The organism is Phaeobacter sp. HS011 (genome assembly GCF_018101215.1).
GTDB classification, from domain to species: Bacteria; Pseudomonadota; Alphaproteobacteria; order Rhodobacterales; family Rhodobacteraceae; genus Phaeobacter; species Phaeobacter inhibens.
Window position 1 is genome coordinate 729071 of record NZ_JAGEUF010000001.1, and the last position, 14072, is coordinate 743142.

13 protein-coding genes and 1 tRNA gene are annotated in these 14072 nt (G+C 59.4%); 11 read left to right on the forward strand and 3 right to left on the reverse strand.

The features are described from left to right. Positions 1 to 30 precede the first annotated feature (30 nt). Positions 31 to 3474: a bifunctional proline dehydrogenase/L-glutamate gamma-semialdehyde dehydrogenase PutA gene (gene putA / locus J4721_RS03445; protein WP_211002290.1), complete on the reverse strand. Its 3444-nt coding sequence runs from the start codon at positions 3472 to 3474 to the stop codon at positions 31 to 33. A gap of 168 nt (positions 3475 to 3642) precedes the next feature. Here putA and J4721_RS03450 point away from each other — a divergent pair, with 168 nt between their 5' ends. From J4721_RS03450 to J4721_RS03465, 4 genes are all read left to right on the forward strand, one after another. Next, a complete protein-coding gene (locus J4721_RS03450; RefSeq protein WP_061048746.1) occupies positions 3643 to 4116 on the forward strand; it encodes an Lrp/AsnC family transcriptional regulator in 474 nt (157 codons plus the stop codon). A gap of 69 nt (positions 4117 to 4185) precedes the next feature. Continuing rightward, a complete protein-coding gene (locus J4721_RS03455) occupies positions 4186 to 4818 on the forward strand; it encodes a tetratricopeptide repeat protein (protein WP_211002105.1) in 633 nt (210 codons plus the stop codon). A 109-nt stretch (positions 4819 to 4927) separates the two neighbouring features. Next, positions 4928 to 5013 (forward strand) — tRNA-Leu (locus J4721_RS03460). Between the two features lie 31 nt (positions 5014 to 5044). Next, positions 5045 to 6025, forward strand: a complete 981-nt coding sequence (locus J4721_RS03465) for a glycosyltransferase family 2 protein (RefSeq protein ID WP_102883294.1) — start codon at positions 5045 to 5047, stop codon at positions 6023 to 6025. A gap of 29 nt (positions 6026 to 6054) precedes the next feature. On the opposite strand, the gene J4721_RS03470 is transcribed toward J4721_RS03465, so the two are convergent. Beyond that, on the reverse strand, positions 6055 to 8583 hold the full coding sequence (locus tag J4721_RS03470) for an ATP-binding protein (RefSeq protein WP_211002107.1): 2529 nt from the start codon (positions 8581 to 8583) through the stop codon (positions 6055 to 6057). A 456-nt stretch (positions 8584 to 9039) separates the two neighbouring features. On the opposite strand from J4721_RS03470, the gene J4721_RS03475 reads away from it, so the two are divergent. From J4721_RS03475 to J4721_RS03485, 3 genes are read left to right on the forward strand one after another with little or no spacing between them, the layout of a single operon-like run. Beyond that, positions 9040 to 10413, forward strand: coding sequence for a PAS domain-containing methyl-accepting chemotaxis protein (locus J4721_RS03475; RefSeq protein WP_102915210.1), 1374 nt, complete (start codon positions 9040 to 9042; stop codon positions 10411 to 10413). 38 nt (positions 10414 to 10451) lie between these two features. Next, the gene (locus tag J4721_RS03480) at positions 10452 to 10700 is read left to right on the forward strand and encodes a hypothetical protein (RefSeq protein WP_211002108.1); all 249 of its coding nucleotides are present in this window, start codon (positions 10452 to 10454) and stop codon (positions 10698 to 10700) included. A 14-nt stretch (positions 10701 to 10714) separates the two neighbouring features. Further along, on the forward strand, positions 10715 to 10897 hold the full coding sequence (locus J4721_RS03485; RefSeq protein ID WP_014874309.1) for a hypothetical protein: 183 nt from the start codon (positions 10715 to 10717) through the stop codon (positions 10895 to 10897). 30 nt (positions 10898 to 10927) lie between these two features. Here the strand turns inward: J4721_RS03485 and J4721_RS03490 are convergent, their stop codons facing one another. Continuing rightward, on the reverse strand, positions 10928 to 11686 hold the full coding sequence (locus J4721_RS03490) for an alpha/beta fold hydrolase (protein ID WP_211002109.1): 759 nt from the start codon (positions 11684 to 11686) through the stop codon (positions 10928 to 10930). A 144-nt stretch (positions 11687 to 11830) separates the two neighbouring features. Between J4721_RS03490 and J4721_RS03495 the strand changes: the two genes are divergently transcribed. The 4 genes from J4721_RS03495 to J4721_RS03510 all read left to right on the forward strand — a co-directional run bounded on the left by J4721_RS03495 (position 11831) and on the right by J4721_RS03510 (position 13990). Beyond that, the gene (locus tag J4721_RS03495) at positions 11831 to 12196 is read left to right on the forward strand and encodes a hypothetical protein (RefSeq protein ID WP_014874311.1); all 366 of its coding nucleotides are present in this window, start codon (positions 11831 to 11833) and stop codon (positions 12194 to 12196) included. A 73-nt stretch (positions 12197 to 12269) separates the two neighbouring features. Further along, positions 12270 to 12857: a TetR/AcrR family transcriptional regulator gene (locus J4721_RS03500; RefSeq protein WP_211002110.1), complete on the forward strand. Its 588-nt coding sequence runs from the start codon at positions 12270 to 12272 to the stop codon at positions 12855 to 12857. A 92-nt stretch (positions 12858 to 12949) separates the two neighbouring features. Next, positions 12950 to 13627, forward strand: coding sequence for a PspA/IM30 family protein (locus J4721_RS03505; RefSeq protein ID WP_102855811.1), 678 nt, complete (start codon positions 12950 to 12952; stop codon positions 13625 to 13627). A 78-nt stretch (positions 13628 to 13705) separates the two neighbouring features. After that, complete coding sequence (locus J4721_RS03510) at positions 13706 to 13990, forward strand: hypothetical protein (RefSeq protein WP_014874314.1); 285 nt, start codon at positions 13706 to 13708, stop codon at positions 13988 to 13990. The last annotated feature ends 82 nt before the right edge of the window (positions 13991 to 14072 follow it).

Genomic DNA, 14072 nt, shown 5'->3' on the forward strand with positions numbered 1-14072 from the left:
GTGCGGGCATCATTTGGATCTATGCGCCGGTCAGGACATGCCGCCCAGCAGGGCCGCGTTGCCGCCTGCGGCAGTGGTGTCGACGCAGACATGCCGTTCGGCCTGTACGCGCGCCACATCCGGCAGGCCGGGGATCAGCGGCAGGATCGGGCCATTGCGCTTGGCCAGCCAGGTCTCAATCTCGCGCGCGGTGGCCGCGTCCCCCCACCAGATCACGCCGGACGTGCCTTCCATGGTCTGAAGTTGGCGCATGTCCAGCGGGCCTGTTGCCTCAATCGCGGTGCCGCCAAGGGCGTGAACTGCGCGGGCCTGAGCTGCCACGGCCTGCGGTCCCGGCCCAAGGCACAGGAGCGGCGGACGCGCGAGCTGCGACAGGCGGTTGGATTCACCAGTGGGGCCGGGCAGGCTGGTGGTGATCTCCTGCATAGGCTGGCCGGTTGGTGCGGGAAGCATGGTCATAGTCGGGGCATCCGAAGGCCAGCTGTCCTCGCTTTGCTGCCGGTCGGGTGCGCAAAAGCGCATCATGTAGAAGGGGCCGCCGGCCTTCGGGCCAGTACCGGACAAGCCTTCGCCGCCGAAGGGCTGGCTGCCGACAATCGCGCCGATCTGGTTGCGGTTCACATAAAGGTTGCCCGCGTGGATCCTGTCACAGATATATTGCACCCGGTCATCGATCCGCGTGTGCAGGCCAAAGGTCAGCCCATATCCGGTGGCGTTGATATCGCTGATGATCTGGTCCAGATCCTGCGAATTGAAGCGCACCACGTGCAGAACCGGGCCAAAGATCTCCTGTTCCAACGACTGAATACCGGTGATTTCGATCAGGGTCGGGGCCACGAAGGTGCCGCCTTGCGGGGCGGTCATTTCCTTCAGTACGCGACCCTCTGCACGGGCGGCGTCGATATGGGCCAGAATACCAGCGCGGGCGGTCTCGTCGATCACTGGGCCGCTGTCGGTGGACAGGTTCCAGGGATCGCCAAGGTGTAGCGCATCCATCGCGCCTTTGAGCATTTTCAGTACATTGTCGGCGATGTCTTCCTGAAGATACAGGCAACGCAGGGCGGAGCAGCGCTGACCTGCCGACTGAAAGGCGCTTTCGATTATGGACTGCACAGCCTGTTCGGGCAGGGCGGTGCTGTCCACGATCATCGCGTTGAGCCCGCCGGTCTCCGCAATCAGCGGCGCGCCGGGGCGAAGATGTTCGGCCATGGCGGCGCGGATCTTGAGCGCGGTGGCCGTGGAGCCGGTAAAGGCCACGCCGCCGACACGTGCGTCAGAGGTGAGGGCGCCGCCAACAGCGCCGGCCCCCGGCAGCAGTTGCAGCGCGCTGCGCGGCACGCCTGCCTCATGCAACAGCGAGATGGCACGGTGAGCAATCAATGGTGTCTGTTCGGCGGGTTTGGCCAGAACCGCATTGCCAACAGCCAGAGCCGCAGCAATCTGGCCAGAGAAAATCGCCAGCGGGAAGTTCCAGGGTGAAATACAGGTGAAGACACCAACCGGCACCTCCGCCGGGATACGGGCGGCGTAGTAGCGCAGGAAATCCACCGCTTCGCGCAGTTCGGCCACGCAATCGGGCAGGGTCTTTCCTGCTTCACGCGTCAGGAGAGCGAACAGCTCGCCATAATTGGCCTCATAGAGGTCGGCGGCGCGGTTCAGCACCTCGGCTCGGGTTTCAGCACTGGCGTTCCAAGGAGTTGCGGCGCTGAGCGCGGTCTCAATCTCGGCCTGACCAGCGGTCTGCACGCGGCCCACTGTGGTCAGGTCGGCAGGGTTGCGCACCGGCTCATCTATGGTTGTCGCTGTCTCGGGCGCCTTGGCCAACAGCGGCTCTGCAGCCCAGCTGTGGCTCTTCCAAGGCGCGCGGGCGGCGTCGATGGCCGCGAGCGTGGGCGCGTGGCCCAGATCAAACCCCATCGAATTGGGCCGCTCGGGCTGGAACAGGTCGGGACCCTTGCGCAGGTTTGCGGTCAGATCCTCGACTTGAGCGAAAGGATCGGCCGCGACCACCTCAGGCGGGACATTCTCATCCACGATCTGGTTCACAAAAGAGCTGTTGGCGCCATTTTCCAACAGGCGGCGCACCAGATAGGCCAGCAGGTCGCGGTGGGCGCCAACCGGCGCATAGATCCGGCAGTGGGTCTGGTTCTGCTCGAGCACCATATTGTGCAGGGTCTCGCCCATGCCATGCAGGCGCTGGAATTCATAGGCCCCCTTGTCCGTATCCTTGGCCATATGCAGGATTGCGGAGACCGTGTGGGCGTTGTGGGTGGCGAACTGCGGATAGATCCGGTCGGTCATCGACAGGAGTTTGCGGGCGTTGGCGATATAAGACACATCGGTCAGGGATTTGTGGGTATAGACCGGGAAGCCGTCAACGCCTTCAACCTGCGCGCGCTTCACCTCGGTGTCCCAATAGGCGCCTTTCACGAGACGCACCATCAGGCGGCGATCATAACGGTTGGCCATGTCATACAGCGCATCCAGCGCCGCGCCGGTGCGCGGGCCATAGGCCTGCACCACGATGCCAAACCCGTCCCAGCCTGCGAGAGCGGGATCGGAGATCACCTCCTCGATCACCTCAAGCGACAGCGAGAGGCGGTCTGCTTCCTCGGCATCGACATTGAGGCCCATGCCGGCTGCCTTGGCCAAAAGGGCCAGCGCTTGCAGGCGGGGGACCAATTGCTCCATGACGCTGGTTTCCTGCGCCAGTTCATAGCGGGGGTGCAGCGCCGAGAGTTTTACCGAAATCCCTGGGTTCTGGCGGATATCCACGCTGTTGCAAGCTGCCGCAATGGCCGAAATCGCCCGCGAATAGGCCAGATGATAGCGAGCGGCGTCCGCTTCTGTGCGGGCGGCCTCTCCCAGCATGTCGTAGGAATAGGTATAGCCCTTGGCCTCCATTCCGGCGGCGCGTTTCATGGCGCCTTCAATGGTCTCTCCCAGCACGAACTGGCGACCCATTTCCTTCATCGCGCGGCTGACAGCGGTGCGGATCACCGGCTCACCCAGACGTTTCATGGCGCCGCGCAGGGCGGAGACGGGGCTGCGTTTTTCGTCAAGCACTTTGCCGGTCAGCATCAAGGCCCAGGTCGAGGCATTGACCAGAGAGGAGGTGGATTTACCCAGATGCTTGCCCCATTCCGACGGCGCGATCTTATCCTCGATCAGCGCATCGATGGTGTCCGCGTCAGGTACCCGCAGCAACGCTTCTGCAAGGCACATCAGGGCAACGCCTTCATCGGTGGAGAGACCGTATTCGGCCAGAAAGACTTCCATCAGGCCGGGGGAGGAATGGCCGCGGATGTCGCGCACCAAACCGGCGGCATTGGCGCTGATGGTGCTGCGGTCTGTCGCGTCCAGATTGGCAAGCGCAAACAGCTGGTCCCGCATCTGAGCCTGATCAACATAAGTGCCTGCATCAATGCGATAGCGCAGGGCATCGCTGTACTCCGGGGTCGGCGCAGAAGGCATTGCGGGCGTGGTCTTGGATTGGGGCGCGGTCATGTTGGGAACTCTCCGAAAGAACCAAGGGCGATGCCCTGGTTGGTCGTTTCACACATGATATCGTGAAATGATTGGGACAAACGGCCGAAAATGTGAGATATGCAGGCCAACGGACTAAAATGAGGTGAGTTTTCGATGCAAATGGACTTTCCTGGAATGGATCGGTTCGATCAGGCGATTCTGACTGCCTTGGGGGAAGACGGTCGCATGTCGATCGCAGATCTGGCGCGACGCATTGGTTTGTCGAAGACGCCGACCCAGGCGCGGCTGCGGCGGCTTGAGGCAGAGGGCATCATCACCGGCTATCGCGCTTTGATCGATCCAATTCGGTTGGGGCTGGATCATGTGGCGTTTGTTGAGGTGAAGTTGACCGATACCCGCGAGGCAGCACTGGCGAAATTCAACGCGGCCCTAGCGCGGGTGCCCGAGATCGAACAGGCCCATCTGATGGCCTCGCATTTTGACTATCTGCTGAAAGTTCGGACGCGATCCATGTCGGCCTATCGCGCCGTGCTGGGCGAGAAGATATCGGCGCTGCCGCATGTGGCGTCGACCTCAACCTATGTGGCGATGCAGGCAGTGATCGAGGATAGCGCGGTGCTGCCGTGATTGGCATGTCGGGCGGATGCGCGCGAAATCGTGACTTGTCTGGCGGGAGTTTTGCGCCAAGATTGGACGATGCGACAGTTCTGGATTGCCCCGTTTCTTGGTCTTTGTTTCGCTGCGGCTGCGCCCCTCGCTCAGGCAGAGGGGGCAGGGCGGGCGCCGTCATACGTTGACAGTGCAAGCTGCCCGGCGGCGCCGGATCATCAGAGCGCGGTAGACCAGCTGATCGGCCGTGTGCAGGCGGCCCCGGATGAAGCTTCAGCGCAGCAGATCTCCAATGAGTTCTGGCAATATTGGGCGGATGCCCCGAACGCTGAGGCGCAGGCCTTGCTGGATCGTGGGATGACCCGGCGCTCTGCTTTTGATTTTCTGGGGGCTTTGGAGGCTTTTGATCGGCTGGTCGCCTATTGCCCGGATTATGCCGAGGGCTACAACCAGCGCGCTTTTGTCCACTATCTGCGGCGGGATTTTGCGGCAGCCCTGAGGGATCTGGACCGTGCACTGGACCTGTCGCCACGCCATGTCGCAGCCCTGAGCGGCCGGGCGTTGTCACTATATGGGTTGTCGCGTCTGGGTGAAGCGCGCGAAGCATTGGATCAGGCCCTGTCGCTGAACCCTTGGTTGCCGGAGCGGCATCTGGTGGCGCCGGGTGGACCGCTGGCACCGGAAGATGCGGAGGCCGCCATGCCAGAGGTTGAGCTGTAGGCCTTAGCGCGGCGGCGCCCGGAAAAATTCACCAAACAGATCAGATAGCCCATTGTACCGCTGTGGTGTCCTAGGTAGGTCTGTGATGGCAGCGGGTTTCGCCTGCTGTGCGGACGTGGTGGAATGGTAGACACCGGAGACTTAAAATCTCCTGGCCGTATGGCCGTGCGGGTTCGAGTCCCGCCGTCCGCACCAGTTTTGGAAGGCGTCGTATCGGGAGCAGTGAATGCGCTACACATTGGTGGCAACTGCCAAGAACGAGGGACCCGCCATCTTGGAGTGGGTTGCCTATCACAAGATGATCGGCTTTGAGACCATAATCATCTATCAGAACGATTCAGATGACTTTACCCATGAGACCCTGAAAATCTTGAGGGACATGGGCGAGATTGCTTATTTTTACAACCGTGCAGAGCGCGGGCGGCATCAGGTGAAGGCCTACAAGCGAGCCGCACAGCAGGCGGCGTTCCGGGAGGCGCAATGGGTGCTGGCGTTGGATCTGGACGAATTTCTACTCGTCCGTGCCGATGGCGGAACCGTGCAGGACCTTGTTGATGCGATGCCGGAGTGCAATCAGATCATGCTGAACTGGAAGCGTTTTGGAGGTGCGGGCAAGACGCGTATTTCGCAAGATCTGGTGGTCGAGACCTTCACGCTGGCCGAAGATGAGGCGCGTGTCAAAACGCGCCTTACGCCATTCAAGACAATGTTTGATCCAAATGCATATACGCGATGCGGTGTCCACCGGCCGCAGGGGCAACTAATCCCGGAAGATCAGGTCCGCATCTGCAACGGCTCCGGCCTGCCGCTCAACGCCTACGAGCATCGCAATTTTCGGGCCAAAGATCCAGGCCAGCGGGCGTTGGCGCAGATCAATCACTATATAACGAAGGATGCGGCGAGTTTTGTTCTGAAGTCGTACCGGGGCAGCGCGCATCAGGCCAATCGCGCCATTGATCGAAAATATTGGACGCGGCGCAATTACAATAGTCAGGAAGATCTGCTTCTGGCCGCAAGAGCAGATGCAATTCGCGATCGGATGCAGGAACTGGATGCGGCGTCGGGCGGGCGATTGCTTGACCTGCGAGATCAGGCGATCGAATTGCACCGCAGCCGGTTTGACGCGCTGATGGAAGATTCTGCTACTGTGTACCGCGACCTGTATACTTATTGTCTGGAAAATCCCGGTCTGGCCATAAGAGACTGATTGTGTCCGGTGGCTGGCCCCTTAGGGGATCAGGAATTGGTGCCGTCTTTTGTCTGATTCGGCGGCGCTGCACGTTCGGCCTGAACCGAGGCGATGGTTTCCAGCAGCAGCGGTTTCCGGATGGGTTTTTGCAAAAAGCGATCCATCCCGGCGTCGAGACAGGCGCGCCGGTCGCTTTCAAAGGCGTTGGCCGTCAGGGCGATGATCGCGGGTTGAGCCATGTTGCTGGCCCGGATCTGGCGGGTCGCGGTGAGGCCGTCGACCTCTGGCATGGACATGTCCATCAGGATGATAGCAGGCTGGTGGTCGCGACACATATCTACCGCCTCGCGCCCGTTCTCGGCCTCGATCACATTGAGTGGGGTGTCGGCAAGAAATTTCCGGATCAGCAGGCGGTTGGTCCGGTTGTCATCTGCCAGAAGCAAAACGCCGGGGCCGGGCTTTTGCTGCGCGGTCTCCGGGCTGATCTGTGTTGGGGCACTGGGCGCGGTACGTGCCGCAGACAGCCGGATTTCAAGCCGGAAGCAGGAGCCCTGACCCTCGTTTGAGTTCAGGCTGATGCCGCCGCCCATACGCTGTGCCAGAATGTTGGAGATGGTCAGCCCCAGACCGGTGCCGCCATAGTGGCGCGTGGTGGCAGCATCCGCCTGCGAGAACCGCTCAAACACATGTCTGGCCTGATCTTCTGAGATGCCGATGCCGGTGTCCACGACATCAATGAACAGATGATACGGATCCTTCACATCGCGACTGACGTGCAGGGACACGCTACCATACTGAGTGAATTTCACCGCATTGCTGAGCAGGTTGACGAGGATCTGACGCAGCCGTCCGTCGTCGCCATGAACCTGTTCGGGCAGCTCACGGGCGAAGGTCTGTGTGAAGGTAAGACCCTTTTCGCGCAGCTTCGGGCGCAGTACATCGACAGCACCATCAACGCATTTGCGGAGATTGAAATCAACGGTGCTGATCTCCATCTTGCCAGCTTCCAGCCGGGACAGATCCAGAATGTCATTGATGATTTTCAACAGAGCGACAGAGGAGTCCCGTATGGTGTCAACGCATTGCTCCTGTTCCGCCGAGAGCGGGCTTTCGGCGAGGATATCGGACATCCCGATGATGCCGTTCATCGGCGTACGGATCTCATGGCTCATATTGGCAAGAAATTCGGTCTTTGCCTGATCCGCCTTTTCGGCGGCCTGTTTTGCGTAGGTCAGCTGAGCGTTGCGGTGGGTCAGCTGCTGGTTGGTCCGTTTCAGTTCATTGTTGAGGTCGACGTCGCGGGTCACATCCCATTCGACGCCAATCATCCGGTTGCGTCCCCGTGAATCGCGAAAGGAACAGCCCATTGCGCGGATGTTCTTATGGGTGCCGTTTTCCAGCCGGACCCGAAAATCGATGGAGTGGTTGCGAACGTGGCGCAGCGCCTCCTGAAAACCGTTGATGACGCGATCACGATCATTGGGGTGCAGAAAGGACCTCCAGACAGTGAGCGGCACGTCGCTTGAACCGACGGGATCGCCATAAAGCTCCCGCATTCTGTGATCCCAGATAGCATTATCGGAGTTGTCCTCAATCTCCCAGATGCCGATCTTCGAGGTTTCAACTGCCATTTCCAGACGGCGTGACAATGCCTCAAGCTCACGCTCGCGCCGTTTGAGGGTCTGGATTACCGACCGCCGGGCCGCAGACAACCGACCCGCCAGTGCGGTTGGAAAGAGAATGAAGGCGCCAGCCAGAAGGATTGTGAACCGCAGTTGCCATTTGTTATCGGCGCGGGTGGGCCAGCCCACCTTCGGGCGTGCGGCAAGCTGCCAGGTGCCCACAGGCAGAACAATGTCCATCAGAACGGGGCTGTCCTCTAGGATATCTGGGTTTCCGTAGAACTGCGCGCCACTGGCGCCTTTGCCATCCTTACCGATCAGAGCGACGTCGATCATCAGATCAGGATCCGTCAACCCTCCCTTTGAGTAGACGGCGTCAATGTCGATCACGGAGGAGAGGATGCCCCAGAAGGATTTGCTTCCCTGTGGCCCGATGAAGATCGGGAAACGTGCGATCATGCCGCGACCGCCCTGCAGCAGATCGACAGGCCCTGCCAGCACGAGTTCGCCGCTGTCGCGAGCCAAGAGGGCAGCGGCGCGCTGGGCGTCGTTCTTGCGATAATCCAACCCAATCGCAGCTTCGTTGCCTTCCATCGGATGCATCAGTTTGATGACGAGGTCGGGCGCTGCAGCGATATTGCGCAGACTATCTTCGGCCTCCAGTAGATGGGCCGCCAATTGCGAAAATCGGCGCTGTGTCATATCGGGTTCTGTTGACAGGACTGCCTGCAGCCCGCGAACCAGTTGGATATCGGCCGCCAGGTTGCCCTCGATCCGGGCGCGAATGAGCCCCGCTTCATATTGGACATCGGCCCGCAGCTTTTGTTCATAGATGGTGTCGTTCTGGGATTCGGCTGATATGCCTGCGGCGATGATCACCACTAAGGCGACCAGCGTCGGCAGATAGGTCCGATTGTTCAGCGCCTGGATCCACGCTTTGGGCCGAAATCTCATGAAGGTTACACCGGTGATTATCGTCTACTGTAAATATACAGTCATTCCTGGCGCAAAACTGTTCAACCAATATTAACGATGCCCGAACTTTTCCACTTTGAGAGGTTTTCCGGACGATTGCTCACGCGTAAGGGGATTTGTTTTGGGGATTTCCACGACAGTTTCTCTAATTAGTATCAAATTGAGCGGGCTTTTGTGTGGTCGTCAGCTGAAGAGGTGCCATCTTAGGTTGAGTAAGTTAATCGAGAGGTAGCGTAAATGCGTATCTTTGCGATCTATTCCGAACACTCTGTGGGTAAGTTAAGTTGCTGTGAGAAATCATGAATTAATATTTGGAAGAGATGAAAAGCTGGATCCTGTTCCCTGACCCGGCGCGTGTTCCAAAGTTAATATTTGCGCAAGGAACCTCCGATATTGATTTTTCGACGAAGTTTCAATGTATGGCTGAGGGTAACGATGTTTTTCAAACGTGATGCGAAGAAGCAGCAAGCTGAATCGACAATGGAACGCTCGATCATGGATATGATTGATCGAACGCAGGCAATGATCCAATTCGAACCCGACGGAACGATCTTAGAAGCCAATGCAAACTTCCTGGGCGCGGTCGGATACCAACTTGAGGAGATCCAGGGTAAGCATCATTCGATGTTCGTGGATCCCGATTATGCCCGCAGCGACGCCTATAAATCGTTCTGGGCGGATCTGGCCGCGGGAAAGTTCTTCACCGATCAATATCCGCGTGTATCGAAAACCGGAGAGCAGATTTGGATCCAAGCCACCTATGCGCCGGTACTCGACAGTGAGGGTAAGACGGTGCGGGTGATCAAACTCGCCACCGATATCACCGCGCGGCAGAACAGTGTTGAGGATATCTCAAAAGGGCTCGAAGCCCTGAGTGAGGGGGATCTGAGCTACCGGGTACAGCCCTCTGAATTGCCGGACATGCGGGTACTCTGCGAGGCGTTCAACAACGCGCAGGATACGTTGAACGGCGCTGTTGAAACGGTGAAGGCGGTCGCGGAGGCGGTTGGCAGCACCGCTTCCGAAATCAGCCAGTCCTCCAGTGAGCTGTCGCATCGCACCGAAACCCAGGCCGCTACCTTGGAAGAAACCGCAGCTGCGATTGAGGAGCTGACCTCAACCGTGCGCTCCGCTGCCGATGGCGCCCGCGAGGTCGAGGACATCGTCAGCAACGCGCGCGCAACCGCTGAGGAAAGCGGTGAAGTTGTGAGCAACGCGGTGACGGCTATGTCGCAGATCGAGGAATCCTCTGGCAAGATCTCACAGATTATTTCGGTGATTGATGATATCGCCTTTCAGACCAATCTGCTTGCGTTGAATGCTGGTGTTGAGGCGGCGCGGGCGGGCGAGGCCGGTCGCGGCTTTGCGGTTGTGGCCTCCGAAGTGCGCGCGCTGGCGCAGCGATCCTCCGACGCGGCGGGTGAGATCAAGCAGTTGATCAACGAGAGTTCGCAATATGTCGGCAACGGTGTGAAACTGGTGAGCCGCGCGGGTGAAGAACTGCAGAAAATCATCGGCAGCGTCAGCACCATCTCTGGCCATGTCAGCCAGATTGCAACGGGCGCAGCGGAACAATCCGTGACCCTTGTGGAGATCAACACCGGTGTCAGCCAGTTGGATCAGGTGACCCAACACAATGCAGCCATGGTCGAGGAGGCCACCGCGGCCAGTCAGACACTCTCCAATGACGCCAATGAGCTGACCCGCCAGATTTCCATTTTCAAAACGGGGTCCGGGACGCAGAACATCGTGTCCTTTGGAAGCGGCAGCGCTGGGGCGCAGGGCTATGGTGTACGTGCCACCGGCTGACTTTGGCATCAGAAGGCGGTCTATCTAGGAGGGGCGCCGTGGGGCTGGCTCGTCCGTTCATAAAAACCGATCTGGGGGATCGTCTGTACCAACGCTTCCCAGAACACGACCGCCGTGCTGCACCAGCAGCTGCGGCGGTTGGCGTATTGGTCGCAGATCTTTCTAAAACGCATGCTGACCCGGGATCGTTTCAGCGCAGTGTTGCTGTGGAACTGATCAGGATCAAAGACCGGCCTTCCGACACCATGATTTATGGTGGCAGATACCCTAATGTTGCCAACCTATGACCGGAGTGACCGCCATGATCCGCCTAGCATCCATCCTCTATTCCCTGATCGGCAGCAGCCTTGCCGGGGCCGCTGTGATCGCGGTTCTGGTGGCCGGGCATGTCTCTGTTCCGGCTATTCTGATGGCGGCCGCTGTTGGTGCGGTGGCAGGGCTTCCGGTGTCCTATCTGGTGGCGCGACGGCTTTATCAGGGATGACCACGCGCGTGCAGAGAGGCGGCGTCCCATTCAGGCGTCAAAGAAGCTGCGGGCTGTCGCGACAAAGGCGCGCGGATTTTCGGCGTGGAGCCAATGGCCGCAATCGGGAAGTTTGGCAAAATGTGACTGGCTGAACCGTGCCTTGATCAGGGGGCGATGCTCCGGCAGGACATAATCCGAGGCAGCGCCGGACAGAAACAGCGTGCTGCCGTCCCATTGCGCGTCGGTCTCGGGAAAACCCATGATGTGGGGCATGTCGTGTTCCAGGGTGTCCAGGTTCAGGCGCCAGCGTTTCTTGGGCAGATCAAGGGACTGCGTGAAGAAACTCTGTAGTGCTTTTTCGACGCCGAGGTCGGCCAGCTGTGCTTCGGCGTCGGAGCGGCGTTCGACCTTTGAGAGATCAACCTGACGCATCGCATGGATGTATTGGATCTGGCTGTGCTGGTACGCCACTGGCGCGATATCCGCGACCAGCAGGCGGCGCAGCGCCTGGGGGTGGTTGAGTGCCAGCGTCATTGCCGCCTTGCCGCCCATAGAGTGGCCAATCATATCAACGGGCCCGCCATGGGCTGCGATCACCTCCGCCAGATCATCGGCCATATCGCGGTAGCTGTGGGTTTCGGTCCAGGGGCTGTTGCCATGGTTGCGCATATCGATCGCGATGACCTCGCGATCATCGCAAATCCGTTTGGCAATAGCGCCCCAGTTTCGGGCAGAGCCATAAAGCCCATGCGCGATCATCAAGGTGGGCTTGTCGGTCGGGGCGCCATGGCGGATCGTGTTCAGCATATCCCCGTGATAGCGTCGGGATCGTTCACTCGCCAGCCCCTTTGCGCGGGGGATTGCTGTTGTTTCTTATATCTCTGTCTGGGCATTGAGCGTACCGCGAAGCGCCGCTAAAGTATCGCTAGTTTTTCAGATCCCGGACCGTCCATGGCAAATACCCTTCTCAGCGATATCGAACAGGTTCAGGACCTGTTGAAAGACCGAGAACAGGTTGGCGGCGATCTTGCGTCGGCACTGAAACACGCGCGACGCCGGTTGCCGCGCCGGATCTATCGACAGGGCATGCGGCTTGCCGAAGCGCAGCATTTTCTGGCGCATCCGAAACTGCGGCTGACAGTTGAGCAGGACCCGTTGCAGCGCGCGGCACGTGAGGTGATCAAGTACCTGAAATCCATTGACCTGGCGGATCGGCGTCGCGGACGTCTGCTGGATATCGTCGCCACAATGGCCTTTTCGGTGATCGTGGTTGCGATATTGCTCGTGGTGGTGCTGCGCTGGCGGGGATTTGTCTAAGAGCTGACCCCCCTTTCACTTGCGGGCGCGGCCCGGTATCTTGAACGTGGTTCAAGACTGAAGGGCAGAGCAGATGGCAAGCAAGGCCGAAATCCGCAAGCAAGAGTTGCGTGAAAAACTGGTGGCAGCGGCTGAGGTCCGTATTCGCAGTGACGGGGCAGGGGCACTGCGGGCACGCGATCTTGCGACAGACGCGGGTTGCGCTGTGGGCGCTATTTACAACGCGTTTGACGATATGAATGCCATCGTGATGGCCGTAAACGGGCAAACCTTTCAGGCGCTGGGGCAGGCTGTGCGGCAGTCTCTCAACGGGGCGGAGGGGGCTGCGCCGACCGAACGGCTGATCTTGATGAGCAATGCGTATCTGGGATTCGCGGCAGAGAATACCCGGCTGTGGCGCGCCTTGTTCGATGTGCAGGCGGAGGAGGAGGCGGTTCCTGATTGGTACCGCGCCGCGCTGGAGGATCTGTTTTCAAATATTGCGGCGCCGGTTGCGGAGATTTTTCCTCACAAAACACCCGAGGATCTGGTGCTCATGGTGCGGGCTTTGTTCTCGGCCGTGCATGGAATCGTGCTTCTCGGGTTGGAGAACCGCATCTCTGGCGTGCCGGTGGACCAAATTGAGCGGATGATTTCCGAGGTATTGTCACGCCTTACATGATTTCCTGAACATCGTTCAAAATAATCCTTGAACGGCGTTCAAAATTTCCCTATACCAAACTCATGAACGGTGTTCACGATTTGGAGGAAGCCATGTTTGCAACGATTAAGACTTTGATCCGGGGCATTGATGCCCGCGCTGAGGAGCGGTTGAGCGACACTTATGCGATTGAGTTGATCGACCAGAAGATCCGCGCCGGTGAGGCAGATTTGACCCGCGCCAAACAGGCGCTGGCCGGATTGATCCAGAAATCCCGTATGGAAACCCGTCAACTGGAGGCGGTCACCACGCGGATCGGTGATCTGACGGAGCGGGCCCGCGCGGCTCTTGCGGATGATCGTCAGGATCTGGCGCAGGCCGCTGCCACGGCCATTGCGGAGTTGGAAAACGAGCAGGCAATGCGCCGCCGCACGGTCGACATGCTGGAGCAGCGCAGCCTGCAGCTCCGCCAGTCCGTAGAATCCTGTCATCGCCGTCTGATGGATCTGAAACAGGGCGCAGTTGCAGCAAGGGCCACCCGGAAGGCACAAGGCGCGCATATCGGCATGGCGCGGGGCGAAGCATCCGGCGACACGCTGGGCGAGGCTGAGGCGCTGATCAATCGTGTGATGTCCGCCGAAGATCCCTTTGAGCATAGCGAAATCCTGAAGGACATCGAAACCGGGCTGAGCCATGGCACGGTGGCAGATGATCTGGCGGATGCCGGGTTCGGCGCCCCGACACGCAGTACCGCCGCTGATGTTCTGGCGCGGCTGGCACCGAAAAACTGACACTTCGCGCGCGCCCGTAAACTGGCGCAGCTTTCTTAAGTATTTGAAGAATCAAGACGACCAATCGGGAGAGACCCAATGACCAACGCACGCAACGACAACAACCTGATCATCACCCTCAACGTGGCCGGTGTGGCTGTGGCTTACGGGATGCTGGGCATCTCGCTCTGGCTTTCGACTGAGGTGCCGCTGGCGACCAAAGGGTTCTGGGGCATGGGCATCATGCTGCTGACACTGAGCCTGATCAACGTTGTGAAATACCGCTTTGACATCCGTTCCAGCGAAGATCGCATCCGTCGTATCGAAGAAGCGCGCAATGAGAAAATGCTGGAAGAGGCGCTGGCTGAGACCAAACCACTCTGATCTGGTAGATCCGGACCGCACAAAAGAAAACCGCCGCGGGGGGGAAGCCCGCGGGGGGGTTTTTTTTTTTGCCGCGGGGGGT